This is a genomic window from Pseudoalteromonas mucoides, assembly GCF_049257175.1.
Taxonomy (GTDB): Bacteria; Pseudomonadota; Gammaproteobacteria; order Enterobacterales; family Alteromonadaceae; genus Pseudoalteromonas.
On sequence record NZ_JBMMUC010000003.1, the window covers coordinates 215,058 to 231,007 of the forward strand.

At 40.4% G+C, this 15,950-nt stretch carries 16 protein-coding genes and 1 pseudogene; 6 read left to right on the forward strand and 11 right to left on the reverse strand.

The genetic code is table 11. From position 1 onward, the window contains the following. Positions 1–97: 97 nt before the first annotated feature. The 7 genes from nagB to AAEU30_RS04360 form a co-directional block, all read right to left on the reverse strand. Entirely contained in the window at positions 98–892 is a 795-nt protein-coding gene (gene nagB / locus AAEU30_RS04330) for a glucosamine-6-phosphate deaminase (protein ID WP_087531663.1), read from the reverse strand. Between the two features lie 216 nt (positions 893–1,108). Continuing rightward, positions 1,109–2,251, reverse strand: coding sequence for a transmembrane glucosamine N-acetyltransferase NagX (nagX, locus tag AAEU30_RS04335; RefSeq protein ID WP_421959469.1), 1,143 nt, complete (start codon positions 2,249–2,251; stop codon positions 1,109–1,111). 63 nt (positions 2,252–2,314) lie between these two features. Then, a complete protein-coding gene (nagA, locus tag AAEU30_RS04340; RefSeq protein WP_421959470.1) occupies positions 2,315–3,433 on the reverse strand; it encodes an N-acetylglucosamine-6-phosphate deacetylase in 1,119 nt (372 codons plus the stop codon). Continuing rightward, positions 3,433–4,347 carry an N-acetylglucosamine kinase gene (gene nagK, locus AAEU30_RS04345; RefSeq protein ID WP_421959471.1) on the reverse strand — a complete coding sequence of 305 codons (915 nt, stop codon included), beginning with the start codon at positions 4,345–4,347 and terminating at the stop codon, positions 3,433–3,435. The genes nagA and nagK overlap by 1 nt, the downstream gene beginning before the upstream one ends. Positions 4,348–4,696: 349 nt before the next feature. Further along, positions 4,697–4,909 (reverse strand): helix-turn-helix transcriptional regulator, encoded by a 213-nt coding sequence (locus AAEU30_RS04350; protein WP_421959472.1) that lies wholly within the window; start codon positions 4,907–4,909, stop codon positions 4,697–4,699. A 1-nt stretch (position 4,910) separates the two neighbouring features. Next, positions 4,911–5,339 carry a hypothetical protein gene (locus tag AAEU30_RS04355; protein WP_290208693.1) on the reverse strand — a complete coding sequence of 143 codons (429 nt, stop codon included), beginning with the start codon at positions 5,337–5,339 and terminating at the stop codon, positions 4,911–4,913. A gap of 141 nt (positions 5,340–5,480) precedes the next feature. Then, positions 5,481–5,999 carry a LabA-like NYN domain-containing protein gene (locus AAEU30_RS04360; RefSeq protein WP_421959473.1) on the reverse strand — a complete coding sequence of 173 codons (519 nt, stop codon included), beginning with the start codon at positions 5,997–5,999 and terminating at the stop codon, positions 5,481–5,483. 154 nt (positions 6,000–6,153) lie between these two features. Here AAEU30_RS04360 and AAEU30_RS04365 point away from each other — a divergent pair, with 154 nt between their 5' ends. Together AAEU30_RS04365 and AAEU30_RS04370 are read left to right on the forward strand one after the other, a co-directional pair. Then, positions 6,154–6,780: a hypothetical protein gene (locus tag AAEU30_RS04365; protein ID WP_421959474.1), complete on the forward strand. Its 627-nt coding sequence runs from the start codon at positions 6,154–6,156 to the stop codon at positions 6,778–6,780. After that, positions 6,777–7,523, forward strand: a complete 747-nt coding sequence (locus AAEU30_RS04370; RefSeq protein ID WP_421959475.1) for a DUF3307 domain-containing protein — start codon at positions 6,777–6,779, stop codon at positions 7,521–7,523. The genes AAEU30_RS04365 and AAEU30_RS04370 overlap by 4 nt, the downstream gene beginning before the upstream one ends. Positions 7,524–7,566: 43 nt before the next feature. On the opposite strand, the gene AAEU30_RS04375 is transcribed toward AAEU30_RS04370, so the two are convergent. Both AAEU30_RS04375 and AAEU30_RS04380 read right to left on the reverse strand, forming a co-directional pair. Further along, a complete protein-coding gene (locus AAEU30_RS04375; protein WP_421959476.1) occupies positions 7,567–8,967 on the reverse strand; it encodes a DEAD/DEAH box helicase in 1,401 nt (466 codons plus the stop codon). A 219-nt stretch (positions 8,968–9,186) separates the two neighbouring features. Then, complete coding sequence (locus AAEU30_RS04380) at positions 9,187–10,026, reverse strand: isopenicillin N synthase family dioxygenase (protein ID WP_087531673.1); 840 nt, start codon at positions 10,024–10,026, stop codon at positions 9,187–9,189. Between the two features lie 245 nt (positions 10,027–10,271). On the opposite strand from AAEU30_RS04380, the gene AAEU30_RS04385 reads away from it, so the two are divergent. Beyond that, positions 10,272–11,474, forward strand: a complete 1,203-nt coding sequence (locus AAEU30_RS04385) for a bifunctional alpha/beta hydrolase/OsmC family protein (RefSeq protein ID WP_421959477.1) — start codon at positions 10,272–10,274, stop codon at positions 11,472–11,474. A gap of 91 nt (positions 11,475–11,565) precedes the next feature. Further along, positions 11,566–11,889, forward strand: a complete 324-nt coding sequence (locus AAEU30_RS04390) for a hypothetical protein (protein ID WP_421959478.1) — start codon at positions 11,566–11,568, stop codon at positions 11,887–11,889. 38 nt (positions 11,890–11,927) lie between these two features. Here AAEU30_RS04390 and AAEU30_RS04395 read toward each other — a convergent pair whose 3' ends face one another. After that, positions 11,928–12,521 carry a pentapeptide repeat-containing protein gene (locus tag AAEU30_RS04395; RefSeq protein WP_421959479.1) on the reverse strand — a complete coding sequence of 198 codons (594 nt, stop codon included), beginning with the start codon at positions 12,519–12,521 and terminating at the stop codon, positions 11,928–11,930. An 88-nt stretch (positions 12,522–12,609) separates the two neighbouring features. Continuing rightward, positions 12,610–14,388 (reverse strand): aspartate--tRNA ligase, encoded by a 1,779-nt coding sequence (aspS, locus tag AAEU30_RS04400; protein WP_421959480.1) that lies wholly within the window; start codon positions 14,386–14,388, stop codon positions 12,610–12,612. Positions 14,389–14,590: 202 nt separating this feature from the next. Between aspS and AAEU30_RS04405 the strand changes: the two genes are divergently transcribed. Both AAEU30_RS04405 and AAEU30_RS04410 read left to right on the forward strand, forming a co-directional pair. Further along, entirely contained in the window at positions 14,591–15,439 is an 849-nt protein-coding gene (locus AAEU30_RS04405; protein ID WP_421959481.1) for a DUF72 domain-containing protein, read from the forward strand. 4 nt (positions 15,440–15,443) lie between these two features. Further along, positions 15,444–15,944, forward strand: a pseudogene (locus AAEU30_RS04410) (M48 metallopeptidase family protein). The last annotated feature ends 6 nt before the right edge of the window (positions 15,945–15,950 follow it).

The window sequence follows — 15,950 nt, forward strand, 5'->3', positions numbered from 1 at the left end:
TAACACCGTGTTAAACCCAATTGATTAATCAACTAAAAAACAAGCAAAAAAAAAGCCCCACAGGGCTTTTTTGAACACACAATAAATTAGCTTCTTATTACAAGGCTGCAAGTTGCGCCTGTAACTTTTGATTTTCAGCTTCGATATGCTGATAAAACTCTAAATCTTCTAGTTTACTTGCTGCGGCTTTATCAATCACGATAACAGCATCTTTATGTAATTGCAGTGCCGAAGCTGGACACTTCGCCATTAATGGCCCCTCAATCATTGCCAAAACTGCGTCAGCTTTATTTTCACCCGTTGCTAATAGTACGACTTTTTTAGCTTCTAAAATTGTGCCAATACCCATCGTAATAGATAAGTGTGGCTGGTATTCATCAGCGGCAAAAAAACGTGCATTATCGTCGATGGTCGCTTTTGTCAGCGTTTTAACGCGTGTACGCGATGTTAAGCCTGATGATGGTTCGTTAAAGCCTATATGACCATTACGACCAATGCCTAATAACTGCACATCGACTCCACCTGCAGCTTTAATTTTGTCTTCGTATTCATTGCAAGCTGTCACAGGGTTTGTTGCATCACCCGGTGGTACGAATGTATTGGCAGTATTAATATCAACATGATTAAACAATTGTTCATTCATAAAAAAGCGATAACTTTGAGGGTGCTCACCTGTAAGGCCAAGGTATTCATCCAGGTTAAATGTTGTCGCTTGTGAAAAAGAGATGTCACCCGCTTTGTTTTTAGCGATTAACTGTTGATATAAAGCAACAGGTGTAGACCCCGTTGCTAAACCGAGCACTGATGTTGGCTTTTGTTGTAATTGTTGTGCGAAGATATTTGCGCCATATGCCGCTACGGCTGCCGCATCATTTAAAATGACTATTTGCATATTAGTTTGCTCAGTTATTAATTAGTTGATAAAAAAATGGGATCTAAAACCCAACTCCACGTGCAATCGAGTTGGGTTTTAGATCAAACCTGACTGGGATACATCAGTCTAGGTTAATACCATTATGACAACGCTGTCATTATTACTATTTACAATTGGTTTGTAAAGTAAAAGTGAATAAAAAAACTGTTTTTTATTGCACTAATCAAAGTTCGTCTAAACACTTACGAATATTTTACGTTTATACATCCAGTGCAATACCAGCAGTTGCACCAGTAAAAGTGCAATCACGCCAATTAAAGGCTGCCATTGCTCGCTGGCGGCTGAGATAAAACCACCAAATACGCTGCGGCTTACAAACTCCCAATTCACTAAGCTAGAAGCTAAATAGATAATGATCGAGTTAGCGCCAATAATCACAAACGGGTAGGCCAACTTTTGTCCATTGAGAATATCGACCAATGCATAAAATACAGCCAATAATATGGCACTCCAGCCAACGGTAACGAGTACAAAAGAGCTGGTCCATAACTCTTTATTTACTGGGAACTGTAAATCCCACAGCCAGCCTAAACAAATACTGATAACACCTGCTACAAATAATATTGCTGCCGTTTTCCACTCACCAATTTTACTTGCTTTAGCAATTAGCTGGCCTGCAAATACCCCTATCATAGCATTGACAATCGCAGGTAAATTAGACAAGACCCCTTCAGGATCAACCGCTCTATTTTGATAGCTTATTCCGGGTAAGAAGTATTTATCAAACCATGCATTCCAGCTACCAGCAGCACTTAAGTCACCAGCACTGCCCCCTGGTACAGGTATAAAGCTCATTAATACCCAATAGCCAAGCAGCAAACCAATGGCAGTAAATACTTGGGTACGAATACTTGTGTGCCAAACTAACATGGCACAAAAAAACCAAGCAACTGCAATCCTGCCTAGTACACTGGCATAACGTATTTCATCCAAGGCCAAGGGAATACCCGTTCCCCAGCCATGGTTATACATGACACCTAATGCACTTAATAATAGTAACCGCTTAATCGCTTTACGATAAAACTCTTTTCGTTCATTCCAAGGCAGGTGATCTATGCGCTTTGGCGCAAGTCCCATGGCCACACCTGACAAAAATATAAATAACGGAAAAATTAAATCGTAAAATGTAAATCCATGCCATTGACTGTGAACTGTATGCGCCTCAAACGCCTTCCAGCCAGTCCAACCTGTTAATATAAATAAAGCGGCAAAAATTGATTGCCCCCCTAAAATCCAAAACATGTCCATACCGCGTAACGCATCCAGTGATGCTAAACGTTTTTTAACCGGTTTTACTTGTGCTTGCGTTGTTGTCATATTTTTCTTCTCTTAATACAAAAAGCCCCGCGATACAACGGCGGGGTTTTTTCCAGGGAAACGTTAAATTGCTTTACCTGCAATATAAGTAGCTTTGACATATTGATGCTCATCAAGCACCACAAAATCTGCATCAAAGCCATCAAGTAAACGTCCCTTTTTCTTGAGGTTTAAATATTGTGCTGGGTACAGTGACGCCATTCGTAAGCTTTCTGCAAGACTTACATCCAGTGCATTCACTGTATTTCTAACCGCACTAGCCATATCAAGCACACTGCCTGCAAGCTCTCCAGTGCTAGAATTAAGTCTGTCGCCTGTTCGGATCACCTTGCGGCCATCAAAAAAGTCGAACTCCATATCATCGGTACCTACTGGCGGCATAGCATCTGTTACCAGCATTATTTTACCACGTTGCTTAGTACGAATTGCCAATTGAGCTGATAATGGATGAACATGATGACCATCAACTATCAAACCACACCAGCTGTTATCATGCCAAAGCGCGGCACCAACAACACCTGGTTCACGTGAGGTAAATGCAGACATCGCATTATATAAATGGGTAAACCCATCAGCACCTGCATTGAGCGCTGCCATCGTGGTTGCGTAATCCGCATTTGTATGACCAATTGATACTTTAACGCCACATTCAACTAAGCGCTCAACATCAGCAACACTGACATTTTCCGGCGCTAAAGTGACCATTTTGATACCTAAATCTTGCCGTGCATAAATTGCAAATTCTTTTTCGCTGATAGGACGAATGAACTGCTCACTATGCGTGCCTTTTTTAGGCAATGATAAGTGCGGGCCTTCAAAGTGAATACCTAAAACGCCCGGTACACCTTCGCTAATTGCTTTTGCTGTGGCATCAGCCGCTGCTTGCATGATTTCGACTTTATCAGTAATGAGCGTTGGCATTAATGCCGTACTGCCAAATTGAGCGTGTGCTTTGGCTATTCTATTTAAGCATTGTGGCGTTTGTTCAGCATTAAAAAACGCCCCGCCGCCGCCATTAACTTGTACATCAATAAACCCTGGTGCCACTAGGCCTTCAAGTTCTGTAATAGTGCTATCGGTATCACTTTCTAATTGAAAAACCCCATTCGCTACACTAAATAACGCGTCATCAATAAAGTTTTCACCAGTGAATAAACACTCAGCACGGTAAAATGTTTTCATTACAAAGCTACCTTTTGATTTTGTTCTAATACTGATTGCTGCGCAAAATAAATAGCGCCCATTTCAGGGGGTTGGATTGGTGCTTCAACCAGTTTTGCAATAGCAGGGTCAAGCCATTTATTAAGCGGCTCAGCAAGCCCGCCTATCATCGTTAGACGTGGTGGGTTGTTCTCTAATAAACGATGTGCTAATTGACTTACGTACGCTGCGCCTTCTTTTACTATCGCTAATGCAATTTCATCGTTTTGATGTGCAACATCAAATACATATCGAGCAAGTTTAGCATAACTGCTTGAAGGCTGACCGGCCATCTGCTCAGCTATACCCATCGCGTTATCAGTATTAAAGTGTTCTTTAATAATTGCTGTCAGGGCAGTTTTAGGCCCTAAACCATCTAAATCAATTAATGCCGCTTTTATTGCTTCAAGTCCCATCCAGGCACCACTGCCTTTATCACCTAATGCAAAACCATGACCGCCATAATTCACTGACTGACCTTTAACATATGAAAAACCACACGATCCAGTTCCCGTGATTATAACCGCGCCATCACCGCCATCATGTGCGCCAATGCACGCAGTATGCAGATCTGTGGTTAAAAACATTTGTTTAAATGGATGTTCCCATTCACTTATTTTTTCATATAAGCTGGGTAGGTTTACGCCAGCCAAGCCAAGACCCGCATATATTTGATGAATTCTCTCTAGGGATAAGCCTGCGTCACGCATAGCGAGTTGTGTAGACACCATTATTGACTCTAATGTGCGCTCTAACCCATGTAATGGATTCGCGGGGCCGCCAAGACCAGTTCCTAATACCCCATTTTGTACAGAGTATATAGTTGCACGGCACTTTGTTCCGCCACCATCGATACCAATAAACAATTGGTCCTCATTCGCACTCTTAGCCATCATCTAACGACCTCTAACCTTCGTTTTATATTTGTTTCAACCGCACTTTTTTTATTATATTAATGCGATTCACCCTCAACCCATGTTGAATTAATGTTACACAACAAATGACAGCGTTGTCATTATATTTTTGATAAAAATTCATATAACTTTTATATTTATTCGTAATCACCTGAATTAACTATAAATTTAGCGAAAATAAATTTATACCGGTTATTTTAAATACTGGTTAGATTTATAGTTTTCACTCGTTTTTGTATCGATAATAGTTAAAAGTTGTTTAAGAACGTTATTTTCATTTGAAATCAAATAACATTCTTAAGGTACAACTTAAAAATAAATTAGTAAAGTTTTAAGGTGAATATTGGAATATATTTTCTAGAGGCTGACCAAATACCGCTGCAATTTTAAATGCTACTTCCAATGAAGGAGAGTACCTAGCGGCTTCTATTGCAGCAATTGTTTGACGCGTAACGCCAACGTGATCGGCTAACTGTTGCTGAGTCATTTCGTTATGGTGAAATCGTTGGGTTCGAATTGTATTTATGATTGCTAATTTTGCCATTCTAACCTCTGTGCAGTAACCATGTTTCAACAGCGGCGCCAATCACCTCACTCAATAAAGCAGCAATAACTAACTGATGTACTGGGCTCATTGGTATTGGGTAAACTTGGTCAACTAATAGGGCAAAAACAGCATTAACAACACCCAGCTGTAAAATAAATAAGCTCACACTTTTAGCTTTCAAGGCAATTGCTTGTTCACGCTCATCTTTTGCCTGGTTAGCGTATTTTGAGTTAAAAGCAGCTAAAATACTATGCATAATTACCAGCATTACGACCGTCTGAATCACTAACTTAATTAGTAAGCCACTGGCAAGTGTGGGATCCATCTGTGCTTCTGGGGTCATCGACAGCACAGCTTGTAAATAATTAAACAGCACAACTAACGTGATGCCTGCTTCTAATAACCGTGTTTTTTGTGTGTAACTCATTATTTGCTCCTCGTGTAAAAAATTACAAGCTCAATGTTAAAAATAGTTAACATAAGCAAATATAGAAACACTCGCCCCATATGTCAAACATTTTTAACATAAGGGCCAAGTTATTTTACATCAAAATTGAATAACTTTTCTTTAAAGCAATAATGTGTCATCAATACAATAAAAATGCTCTGCACTGTGTTTTAACGCTTCGGCAGTTAATTTATCTGCGCCATAAACATCAGCAGGTACATTATACTTATGTTCTAAATGACCTAGTAATAACGCAAAATCACCATCACCTGAGAGCAAAATAACACGATCAAGGTTTTTACCCTGCTCGAGCATATCGATGGTTATACCTACGTCCCAGTCCCCTTTCGCACTGCCATCTTTACGCTGAATGAACGGTTTTAGCTTTACCTCAAAACCTATTGCCCGCAAGATATTTTGAAATTGTGATTGTTTATCATCACCTCGATAAATAGCGTAAGCAAAGGCGCAGTCAATATCGTAACGCTTACTTACGTGTGCCCAAAATGCATTGTAATCAAAATTTTTGTCATAACTTTGTCGGCAGGTGTAGTAAATATTTTGCACATCAACAAATATTCCGACTTTGGGCTTTGAGGCTATTTTTGATGTATCTAACAACTGTGATGATTGCGCCATAAACTGCTCTTCAATTAAGTTTTAAACAATGTAGCATAGTTAACTTGAAAAAAAGCTAAAAGTAACCTAAATTGGTTACTTAGTGACAAGTAACTGAATTTGGTTACATAACAAAAAGTAACTGATATAGGTTACATATAGTTGGGAAAAAATAATGATTGCTGTCATTAGTGGCGACTTGATCAAATCACAAAAAATTCCACAACAACAATACGATGATATGCTTTATCAACTAGATCAAAGCTTACGCTTTATTGAAAGTAAGTTTAATGGCCAATTTAGTGTTTATCGTGGTGATGCCCTACAAATACAGTTACCCGATCCAACTGATGTTTGCAGTGCTGCTGTATTACTCTATTTACAGCTAAAATCAGCCAATTACTCATTACGCCAAAGCCTAGCTGTTGGGGGGCTTGATAACCCTCGCGCTGATATAAAAACAGCCACGGGCTCTGCGTATACGCTCTCTGGCCAAGGTTTAGATGCAATGAATCAACTTTTATTATTGCAAATTGAGCATAGTCCGCTCGATATAAGCTTCGCACTTAATATTGATTTCATTAATGTTTTACTCGATAAAATGAGCCAAAAACAAGCTAATGCGTTGTTCTACTATTTAACCACTAACAATAACAGCCATAGCGAATTGGCCAAAGAGCTTAACACTAGTCGCGAAAATGTGACTAAGTTACTTAATTTAGCACATTACCAATTAATAGAACGCTTTTTGAATTACAGTAAACACGCTATCGAGCAGCAACTAAAAGGAGTGACAACGTGAGCTTTTATTTATTATTAATAGGCCTGGTTATTGCTCATTTACTTGCCGATTTTTATTGGCAACCCATGAACTGGGTGCATGATAGAAACACACGACACTTTAGAGCGAGCAAGCTTTATTTACATGTTTTAATGCACAGCTTAGTCAGCGCAGTCGTGGTTGCTATATGGGAATACCACTACGGTTGGAAGGACTGGTTAAATATAACCCTTGCAGCGGGGGTAATTGCGATTACGCATTATTTTATAGATATTGCCAAATCATACTCAAATAAAGGGGTGGTCCCTTTTGTACTCGATCAATGTGCTCATTTAATAGTTATCGTCATGGTCGCTGTGTGGCTTGCTGATTACCACGAATTTTACAATCAACTATTACACCAGCTTATTGCCCTTGATACTTTAATTGTACTAACAGGCTACCTATTAGTGCTTAACCCAAGCTCAGTATTTATTCGCATGGCACTTGAGCGTATAACCAATGGCTTTGCAACATCAGGCAGCATTCCCGCAGCTGGGCACAGCATTGGTATATTAGAGCGCGTTTTGATGCTGACATTTATTTTAATAGGTGAGTATGCAGGTGTTGGCTTCTTACTAGCGGCTAAGTCTATTTTTCGTTTTGGGGATTTACGTGCCAGTGAAGAAAAGCAGCTTACTGAGTATGTGATGCTAGGTACTTTGTTAAGCGTAACAGTAACTTTATTTATCGGTCTAACCATTAACTTTATAAGTGCACAATAAAAAACGCGCCATTAAAGCGCGTTATATATTATTACAGCAAAGGTTACGTGTTGCCCTGCGAGCCGCCATTACTTGGACGACGACGGCGCTGTGAGTTACCACCAACCGATTGGCGTTTTGCCCATGGGTTTTGTTGCTCCCCCTCGCCTTTAGCAGCAGGCTTTTTAGAACCACCACGGCGTGGACCTGTACCGTTGCCACCATTGTTTGGCTTTTTGCTATCAGACTTAGGTTTTGAAAACGGCTGTTTAGCTTTTTTAGGCTTTTTCGGTTTTATTGGCCTTGCATCAAGCGCTCTTTCTGGCACTGGGTTGCTTGGCTCAAAACCCGGCTCAGAAGCACGAGGAATAAGCTCACCAATAAAGCGTTCAATACCATACAAGTCAGCAGCATCATCGGTCGTTACAAACGAGATAGCATGGCCTGTGGCACCCGCACGACCTGTGCGGCCAATACGGTGAACGTAATCTTCATAAATGTTTGGTAAGTCATAATTAACCACATGCGGAAGCTCAACAATATCAAGACCACGAGCCACAATATCTGTTGCCACTAATACACGCACTTCACCACTTTTAAAGCCATCTAATGCTTTGACGCGCGCACCTTGAGATTTATTACCATGAATCGCAGCTCCCACAATATCATCACGTTCAAGTTGTTTAACTAAGCGGTTTGCACCATGCTTAGTCCGACTAAAAACTAAAACTTGCTGCCAATCATTACTGCGAATTAAATGACTCAAAAGTGCCGTTTTACGTGCTTTATCTACAGCATACACTGACTGTGTAACGCTTTTAGCCGTGGTGTTTTTTGCTGCTACAGAAATCTCAACAGGATCATTAATCAAGCCTTTTGCAAGTGCACGAATTTCATCTGAGAAAGTAGCTGAAAACATTAAGTTTTGACGTTTTGCAGGTAATTTACTAATAATGCGTTTAATGTCGTGAATAAAGCCCATATCGAGCATACGGTCAGCTTCATCAAGCACTAACACTTCAAGGTTATCAAACTTCAAAGCATTTTGATTATGTAAATCAATTAAACGTCCCGGTGTTGCCACTAAAATATCCACACCTTTACGAAGTCTTTGCATTTGCGGGTTTATTTTAACCCCACCATAAACAACAAATGAGCTGATGTTAGAGTGCTTAGCATACTCTTCAACGTTTTCACTTACTTGCAACGCAAGCTCACGAGTGGGCGCTAAAATTAAGGCGCGTACTTGGTTACCTTTGGCTTTATGCCCTTTGGCTAACGACTCAATCAACGGTAACGTAAAACCAGCAGTTTTACCTGTGCCTGTTTGCGCTGCTGCCATTACATCACGACCTTCGATGATCGCAGGAATGGCCTGAGCCTGAATTGGTGTTGGCGTTTCATAGCCCTTTTCTAAAACTGCATTAACTAAAGACTGTGATAAACCTAACCCATCAAAACTCATATAAACTCTCTTTTAAATAAGGCCAAAGTGGCCAGTTGCGCGCATTATACCGATCGTGGCCAATAATGCATTGAATATTAACCTTACTCTTTATACGCTAGCTAGAAGTTGAGTGCTTATGTGTTCAAAGTGGCGATAAAAACACAAGCTAATAAAAGTAAATATCCTGCAAAATAAAAAAGCGGCATTAAGCCGCTTTCATCTCACGAGAAAGAGTGATTACTTCACACCTAACTCACGTAAACGCTCTTGTAAGTAGCTGTCAGCGGTATAACGCTCTGACAACACCACATCTGGACGCGGATGTAAGAATAACGGCAGCGAAATACGTGACTTAGTAGACGCCTTGCCTGTTGGGTTAATTACCCTGTGAATCGTTGATGGAAAATACCCGCCTGACGCTTCTTGTAACATGTCACCAATATTTATGATCAAACTGCCAAAATCACACGGTACGTCTAACCAACCACCGTCAGTTTTTTGCACTTGTAAGCCGGGCTCATTAGAGGCAGGTAAAACCGTTAATAAATTGATGTCGCCGTGCGCTGCAGCGCGGATTGCGCCAGGCTCTTCATCACCCGTCATCGGTGGGTAATGCAATATACGCAATAACGTTTGCTCAGAGTCAGCAATCATGTCTTTCAAATCGATTGAAAATTTAGCACGAACATCAGCTGGCGCTTCAGCTTGAACCCAGCTTAATAATGTTGCCGCAAACTCATTCGCTAAACGGTAATATTCACGCACGTCAGCTTCAAGCTGTTCAGGCACACGGCCTTTTGGATAAACATGAAAATATTCTTTAATGTCTTTTACTGTAAAACCTTTAGCAACCTCAGATACTGACGGTGGAAAATACCCATCTTGTGTATCTTTAGAGAATAAGAAATCATGCTTTTGCTCAGAGTTAAAAAATTCCTGCCAGTTGTGGTAAATCGATTCAACTAAAGATTGCGGAATTGGATGGTTTTTTAATACACCAAAGCCAGTGTTTCTAAGAGATTCAACAAATTGAGCGGCTGCATCGCTCGCTTGATAATCAACGGTAGGTAGTTGCATGTTCGTATCCAATGAATTAAGTTGTCAAAAGCCTGTGCTAATCATAGCAGTTGCTCTATTGTTGCGCTCCGCGAGGATAATAAAATAGCCTTAAAAACATAAGGACTTATGTCCGCACCTTTACCGAGTTCAACTAATAGTTGATATAGATCAAACGCTAAAAATCAGCACGATTAAATTGAAATCATACCGTTATTATATTGGTCTACTCTTTCTAATTACTATACAGAGTGAAGGTACATTCAATGCGACAAAAAATAACCTTTCAAAGTGGTGAGTTACAACTTGCCGGACAATTAGAGTCACCGGCTGACGATATTAAATTTTACGCCCTATTTGCCCATTGTTTTACGTGCGGTAAAGACATTGCAGCAGCCACTCGTATTAGCCGTGCATTAACACAACAAGGTATTGCTGTTTTACGGTTTGACTTTACTGGTCTGGGTAACAGCGATGGCGACTTTGCCAATAGTAACTTTTCATCAAATATTCAAGATTTAATTGCAGCTGCTGACCATTTAAGAGAGCATTTCAAGGCTCCACAACTATTAATCGGACATAGTTTAGGTGGTGCTGCGGTCCTTGCAGCTGCTGAGCATATAAGTGAAGTACAAGCCATTACAACTATTGGTGCTCCATCAGATGCACAACATGTAGCGCATAACTTTAGTGCCCACCTTGATGAAATAAACAGCGCGGGCGAAGCAAAGGTAAGTTTAGCTGGGCGTGAATTCACCATTAAAAAGCAGTTTGTTGACGATATAGCTAAATACGATCGTAGCCATATTAGTAAATTAAAACGCGCTTTACTGGTTATGCACTCTCCCATTGATGCCACGGTTAGTATCAATGAGGCTGAAAAAATTTACGCAGCAGCAAAACACCCTAAAAGTTTTATTAGTTTAGATAAAGCTGATCACTTGCTCACTAACAAAGAAGATGCCGACTACGCAGCTGAGGTTATCGCATCATGGGCCAAGCGCTATGTCGATCACAATAAAACTCAATACTCTGGCAAACTAACCAATGGCAATGTATTAGTAGAAGAAAAAGACCATGTGTTTACTCAACATGTTAGCACTAAGGATCATACTTGGCTTGCCGATGAACCTTCAAAAGTCGGAGGCAATAATTTAGGACCCGATCCGTATCATCATTTACTCGCCGGACTTGGAGCCTGTACAGCAATGACACTGCGTATGTATGCGAGTCGCAAAAAGTTACCACTTGAACATGTAAAGGTAGAACTTGACCATACCCGCGATTACCACGCAGATTGTGATGACTGCGATAAAGACGCTAAAATTGAAGCCATCACCCGAAAAATCACCCTAATAGGCGATTTAGCCGATGAACAACGCAAGCGTTTGCTAGAAATAGCAGACAAATGCCCTGTGCATAAAACCTTGCATAACGCTCCATTAATCGTAAGTGAGCTGGCTAAATAAATACAAAGGCGCTGTGTCGTGTTTAGCAGCGCCATAATTGTAAATATATGCGATAATAGCGCTAATATTTATGTTTATTTAAAAGTGTCCCATGAAATCATACAGCAGCATCGAACAACGAATCGACATTTTACAAAGTCGTATTGAAGCCTATAACGAAGAAATTAAAGTGTTACAAGCCGAACCAAAAAGTAATAACGAACGTATTATTTTTAAATTTATTGAAACCGGCAGCACAGGTAAAACCAAAGACTTCGTCAGAGAGCTTGGCATTAAATCACCCCGTGATAGCTTATACTCATCTGGCGATGTGACTAAGTTGATCAAAGATGGCGCTGATGATATTAACCCTGCGCTGCTTGAAATTGCTCGCGCCCTTGCCAGCGCTCGCAATAAAAACGGCCCCGCTTGCTAAATTAAAGGTTAATAGGTGGATTAGCTTGGTAATAGCGGCTAATCCACCAGCTCGATATCAAGTCCTGCTAATAAATTTAACGCTTCAAGTCGTTCAAACTTAGCACCACTTACATCATTATTTTTTATATCAATATTAAACTGTGTGGCACCGACAAAATTAGCGTTACTTAAATTGGTTTGATGAAACACACTGTCTCTAAAATCTGTGCCTATAAACTGGCTTTTCGCTAAATTGGCATGCCTAAAATCGACATCCTTTGCAAAGCAATCCGTCATTGTTAACGCTTTTAATGACAACTCAAAAAATGAGCTATGGCTAAGCTCGCAATCTTTAAAGCTAACAGGTGCTGTTAATGCCAGTTGCGGCCAGTTTACTTGTCCCCAAACAATGCTATTGAGCTTACATCCTTTAAAGTTCACCTCTTCTAATGAGCTGTAGCTCCAACTTAAATCACTCAAATTGCAATTAATAAATTCGCAATCAATAAAACGACAGTTACTGAATTGAGCTTGGCTAAAGTCACACTCAATAAATTGGCATTGCTCAAATTCAATGTCACTAAAGCGCTGTGCTGTTGCTTTAACTTTTAAAAATTCATGTTCATAATAATCGTTTTGTGAAAATAACATGCTTCTGGCATTACCTCTCTTAAAACAGCAATAAAAAAACCCTAAGTATCAGCTTAGGGTTTTTAACATTAAACTAGTTTTTCGTGATTTATTCAGCTGGTTTTTCAGCTTTTTCAACAACGTTGATAGCAAGCTCAGTCAATGAATCAGCATTAGCTTTACTTGGTGCATCAGTTAGTAAACATGAAGCTTGTGTTGTCTTAGGGAAAGCAATAACGTCACGAATGTTATCAGTACCACACAGTAGCATTACTAAACGGTCTAAACCAAACGCAAGACCAGCATGCGGTGGCGTGCCGTATTTAAGCGCGTCAAGTAAGAAGCCAAACTTGTCTTGTTGCTCTTGTGCTTCAATTCCTAGGATTCTAAAAGCCGCTTCTTGCATATCTGCATTGTGAATACGCACAGATCCGCCGCCTACTTCGTAGCCGTTTAATACCATATCGTAGGCATCTGAGATAGCCGCTGCTGGATTTGCTTCAAGAGTTGCTGCATCAATGTCTTTTGGTGCAGTAAATGGGTGGTGTACAGCATGAAGAGTGCCTTCGTCATCTTCTTCAAACATTGGGAAGTCAACAACCCAAAGTGGTGCCCAGCTATCAAGGTTGGTAATTTCTAAATCAACACCAATCTTCAAGCGTAATGCGCCCATGGCTTCATTTACTGTGTTGCGTTTATCTGCACCAAATAAAATGATGTCGCCCGTTTGTGCATTAGTACGTGCTAGAAGTTCGTTAATCACTTCTTCGTTTAAGAACTTGGCAATTGGCGATTGAACACCTTCAGCGCCTGCATCACGGTCGTTAACTTTCATCCAAGCTAGACCTTTCGCACCGTAAATACCAATAAACTTGGTGTAGTCATCTAACTGCTTACGAGAAAGCTTAGCACCACCTGGTACTGTTAATACAGCAACACGGCCTTTTTCATCATTGGCAGGGCCTGAGAATACTTTAAACTCAACGTCTTTTACCAAATCAGCAACGTCAATCAGCTTCATTGGGTTACGTAAGTCAGGTTTATCAGAGCCGTACAAGCTCATGGCTTCTGAATAAGGCATGATTGGGAACTCGCCTAAATCAACGTTAAGCAATGACTGCCACATTTCACGGATCATCTTTTCAGTCATACCGCGTACTTGATCAGAGCTCATGAACGACGTTTCTAAATCTATTTGAGTAAATTCAGGTTGACGATCAGCACGTAAATCTTCATCACGGAAACATTTAACGATTTGGTAGTAACGATCAAAACCAGACATCATCAATAATTGCTTAAACAACTGTGGTGATTGCGGTAATGCGTAAAAGCTGCCTTTGTGAACACGGCTTGGTACTAAATAGTCACGCGCACCTTCAGGTGTTGCTTTAGTTAAAACAGGTGTTTCAATATCTAAAAATGCATTTTCATCTAAAAAGCGACGAACAAAGCTGCTTGCTTTAGCACGTAACTTAATACGGTCGCTCATCTCTAAACGACGTAAATCTAAATAACGGTACTTTAAACGGCGCTCTTCTGAATTTACTTGGTTAAAATCAAGCGGTAACGGCTCAGAGCGGTTGATGATAGTTAAGCTAGTGCCTAAAATTTCAACTTCACCTGTTGCCATATCTTTGTTTACTTGGCTCTCTGGGCGTGCACGAACAACACCTTTAAGCTGCACACAAAATTCTTGACGAAGTTTATTAGCTGTATCCATTAAGCCTTCAACTTCAGGATCGAATACAACTTGCACTAAGCCTTCTCTGTCGCGTAAGTCGACAAAAATAAGACCACCAAGGTCACGTCGTTTATTTATCCAGCCACATAGTTCAACTTCTTGATCCACATGAGTTTTATTAAGCTGTCCGCAGTATATAGAGCGCATAGTATTCCTGTCAGTTTAAGACTCATAGCCGCTTTCCCTAAGAATTTGCTGTTTTTGGGGAGTTAAAGCCACTATTTATTAATCATTTTAGGGGGTGCATTATACCCAAGTTACTTAAAAATGCGAGCGCGGCAGCGGTCACTGTGCTTTCAATTTATAGATTTGATATACTAGCTAAAACACACAATCAGTTAACCGTTTTATGTTGTATTTAGGGTGTCCGCAGTGGTCAAGCACCGCGTGGAAAGGCAATTTGTTATCCAGCCATTGTAAAAATGCTGACATGCTGCATGAATACGCGCAGGTGTTCAATTCTGTTGAAGGTAATACAAGCTTTTACGCCGACCCTAGTATTGAGTCACTCAAGCGCTGGCGTGATGCTGTTAATAACGATTTTAAATTTACCTTTAAATTTCACCGCCGCTTTAGCCACGAATTACAATTAACCAATATTGATGACGAGCTAAAAGCTTGGTTTAATTTGTTCGAACCGCTATTACCTTATATTGGGCAAATCATGCTACAACTACCCAATAGCTTTAGCCCTGCACAATTGCCCCTTCTCGCTCAGTTTATTAGTAAGTTGCCACACGATATAAATTACGGCGTTGAAGTACGCCACGGTGAGTTTTTTAAAAAAGGCGATGCAGAAGTTGCATTAAACCAGTTATTAATGGTCAACAACATAAACCGCATTGCCATGGATACGCGCGCCCTGTTTGCGGTAAAACCTAATACCGAAGCCTTGATAGATGCCCAACAAAAAAAGCCTCATTTACCTGTTCATGCTATCGCCACTGGTGAGCAGCCGATGGCAAGGTTTGTGATTGCCAGTTTAGAGCATGACTATAAAAGTTATTACCAGCCGTGGCTGAAAAAAATAAAACAATGGCTCGATGAAGGTAAAACCCCTTATGTGTTTTTTCATACCGCCGATAATCGCCAAGCTCCATTGTTAGCGCGTCAATTTTGCCAAGACTTAAATTATAACCACCGCGTTTTATCACCTTTTGTAGGTGAAAAAGAAGCCACTCAATCGAGCTTATTTTAAATTTATGAAAGACTACTCTCGTTATTTTACAGGCTACCCTGAACAAATTGTCACACAAGTGATGCAGCTCATTAATAACAACAAACACGGCGCATACTTAACTAAAAAATACCCCAATGCCCATAACATCACCAGTGACAAGTCGTTATACGCGTACGCCACTGAACTTAAAAAACGCTATTAAAAAAATGCCCCGCCGTTTGGCCGCGCCGCATTTAAAAAGCAAGGTGATATGGTGACTAACGCACTGGGTACGCATACCTACCGTATGCAAGGTAAAACTCGCAAACATGATTTAGCTATAAACAGCGATTTACTGCGTGCACCAGAGCCATTATTAAAAGCATTAGTGATACATGAACTCGCCCATTTTAAAGAAAAAGATCACAACAAAAGCTTTTACGCCCTGTGTTGTCACATGGAGCCAGAGTACCACCAGCTGGAGTTAGATTTACGGATATTTTGTGTCTTGGTCGAACAAAATAACAACCCATATATAACCTAATGGGCA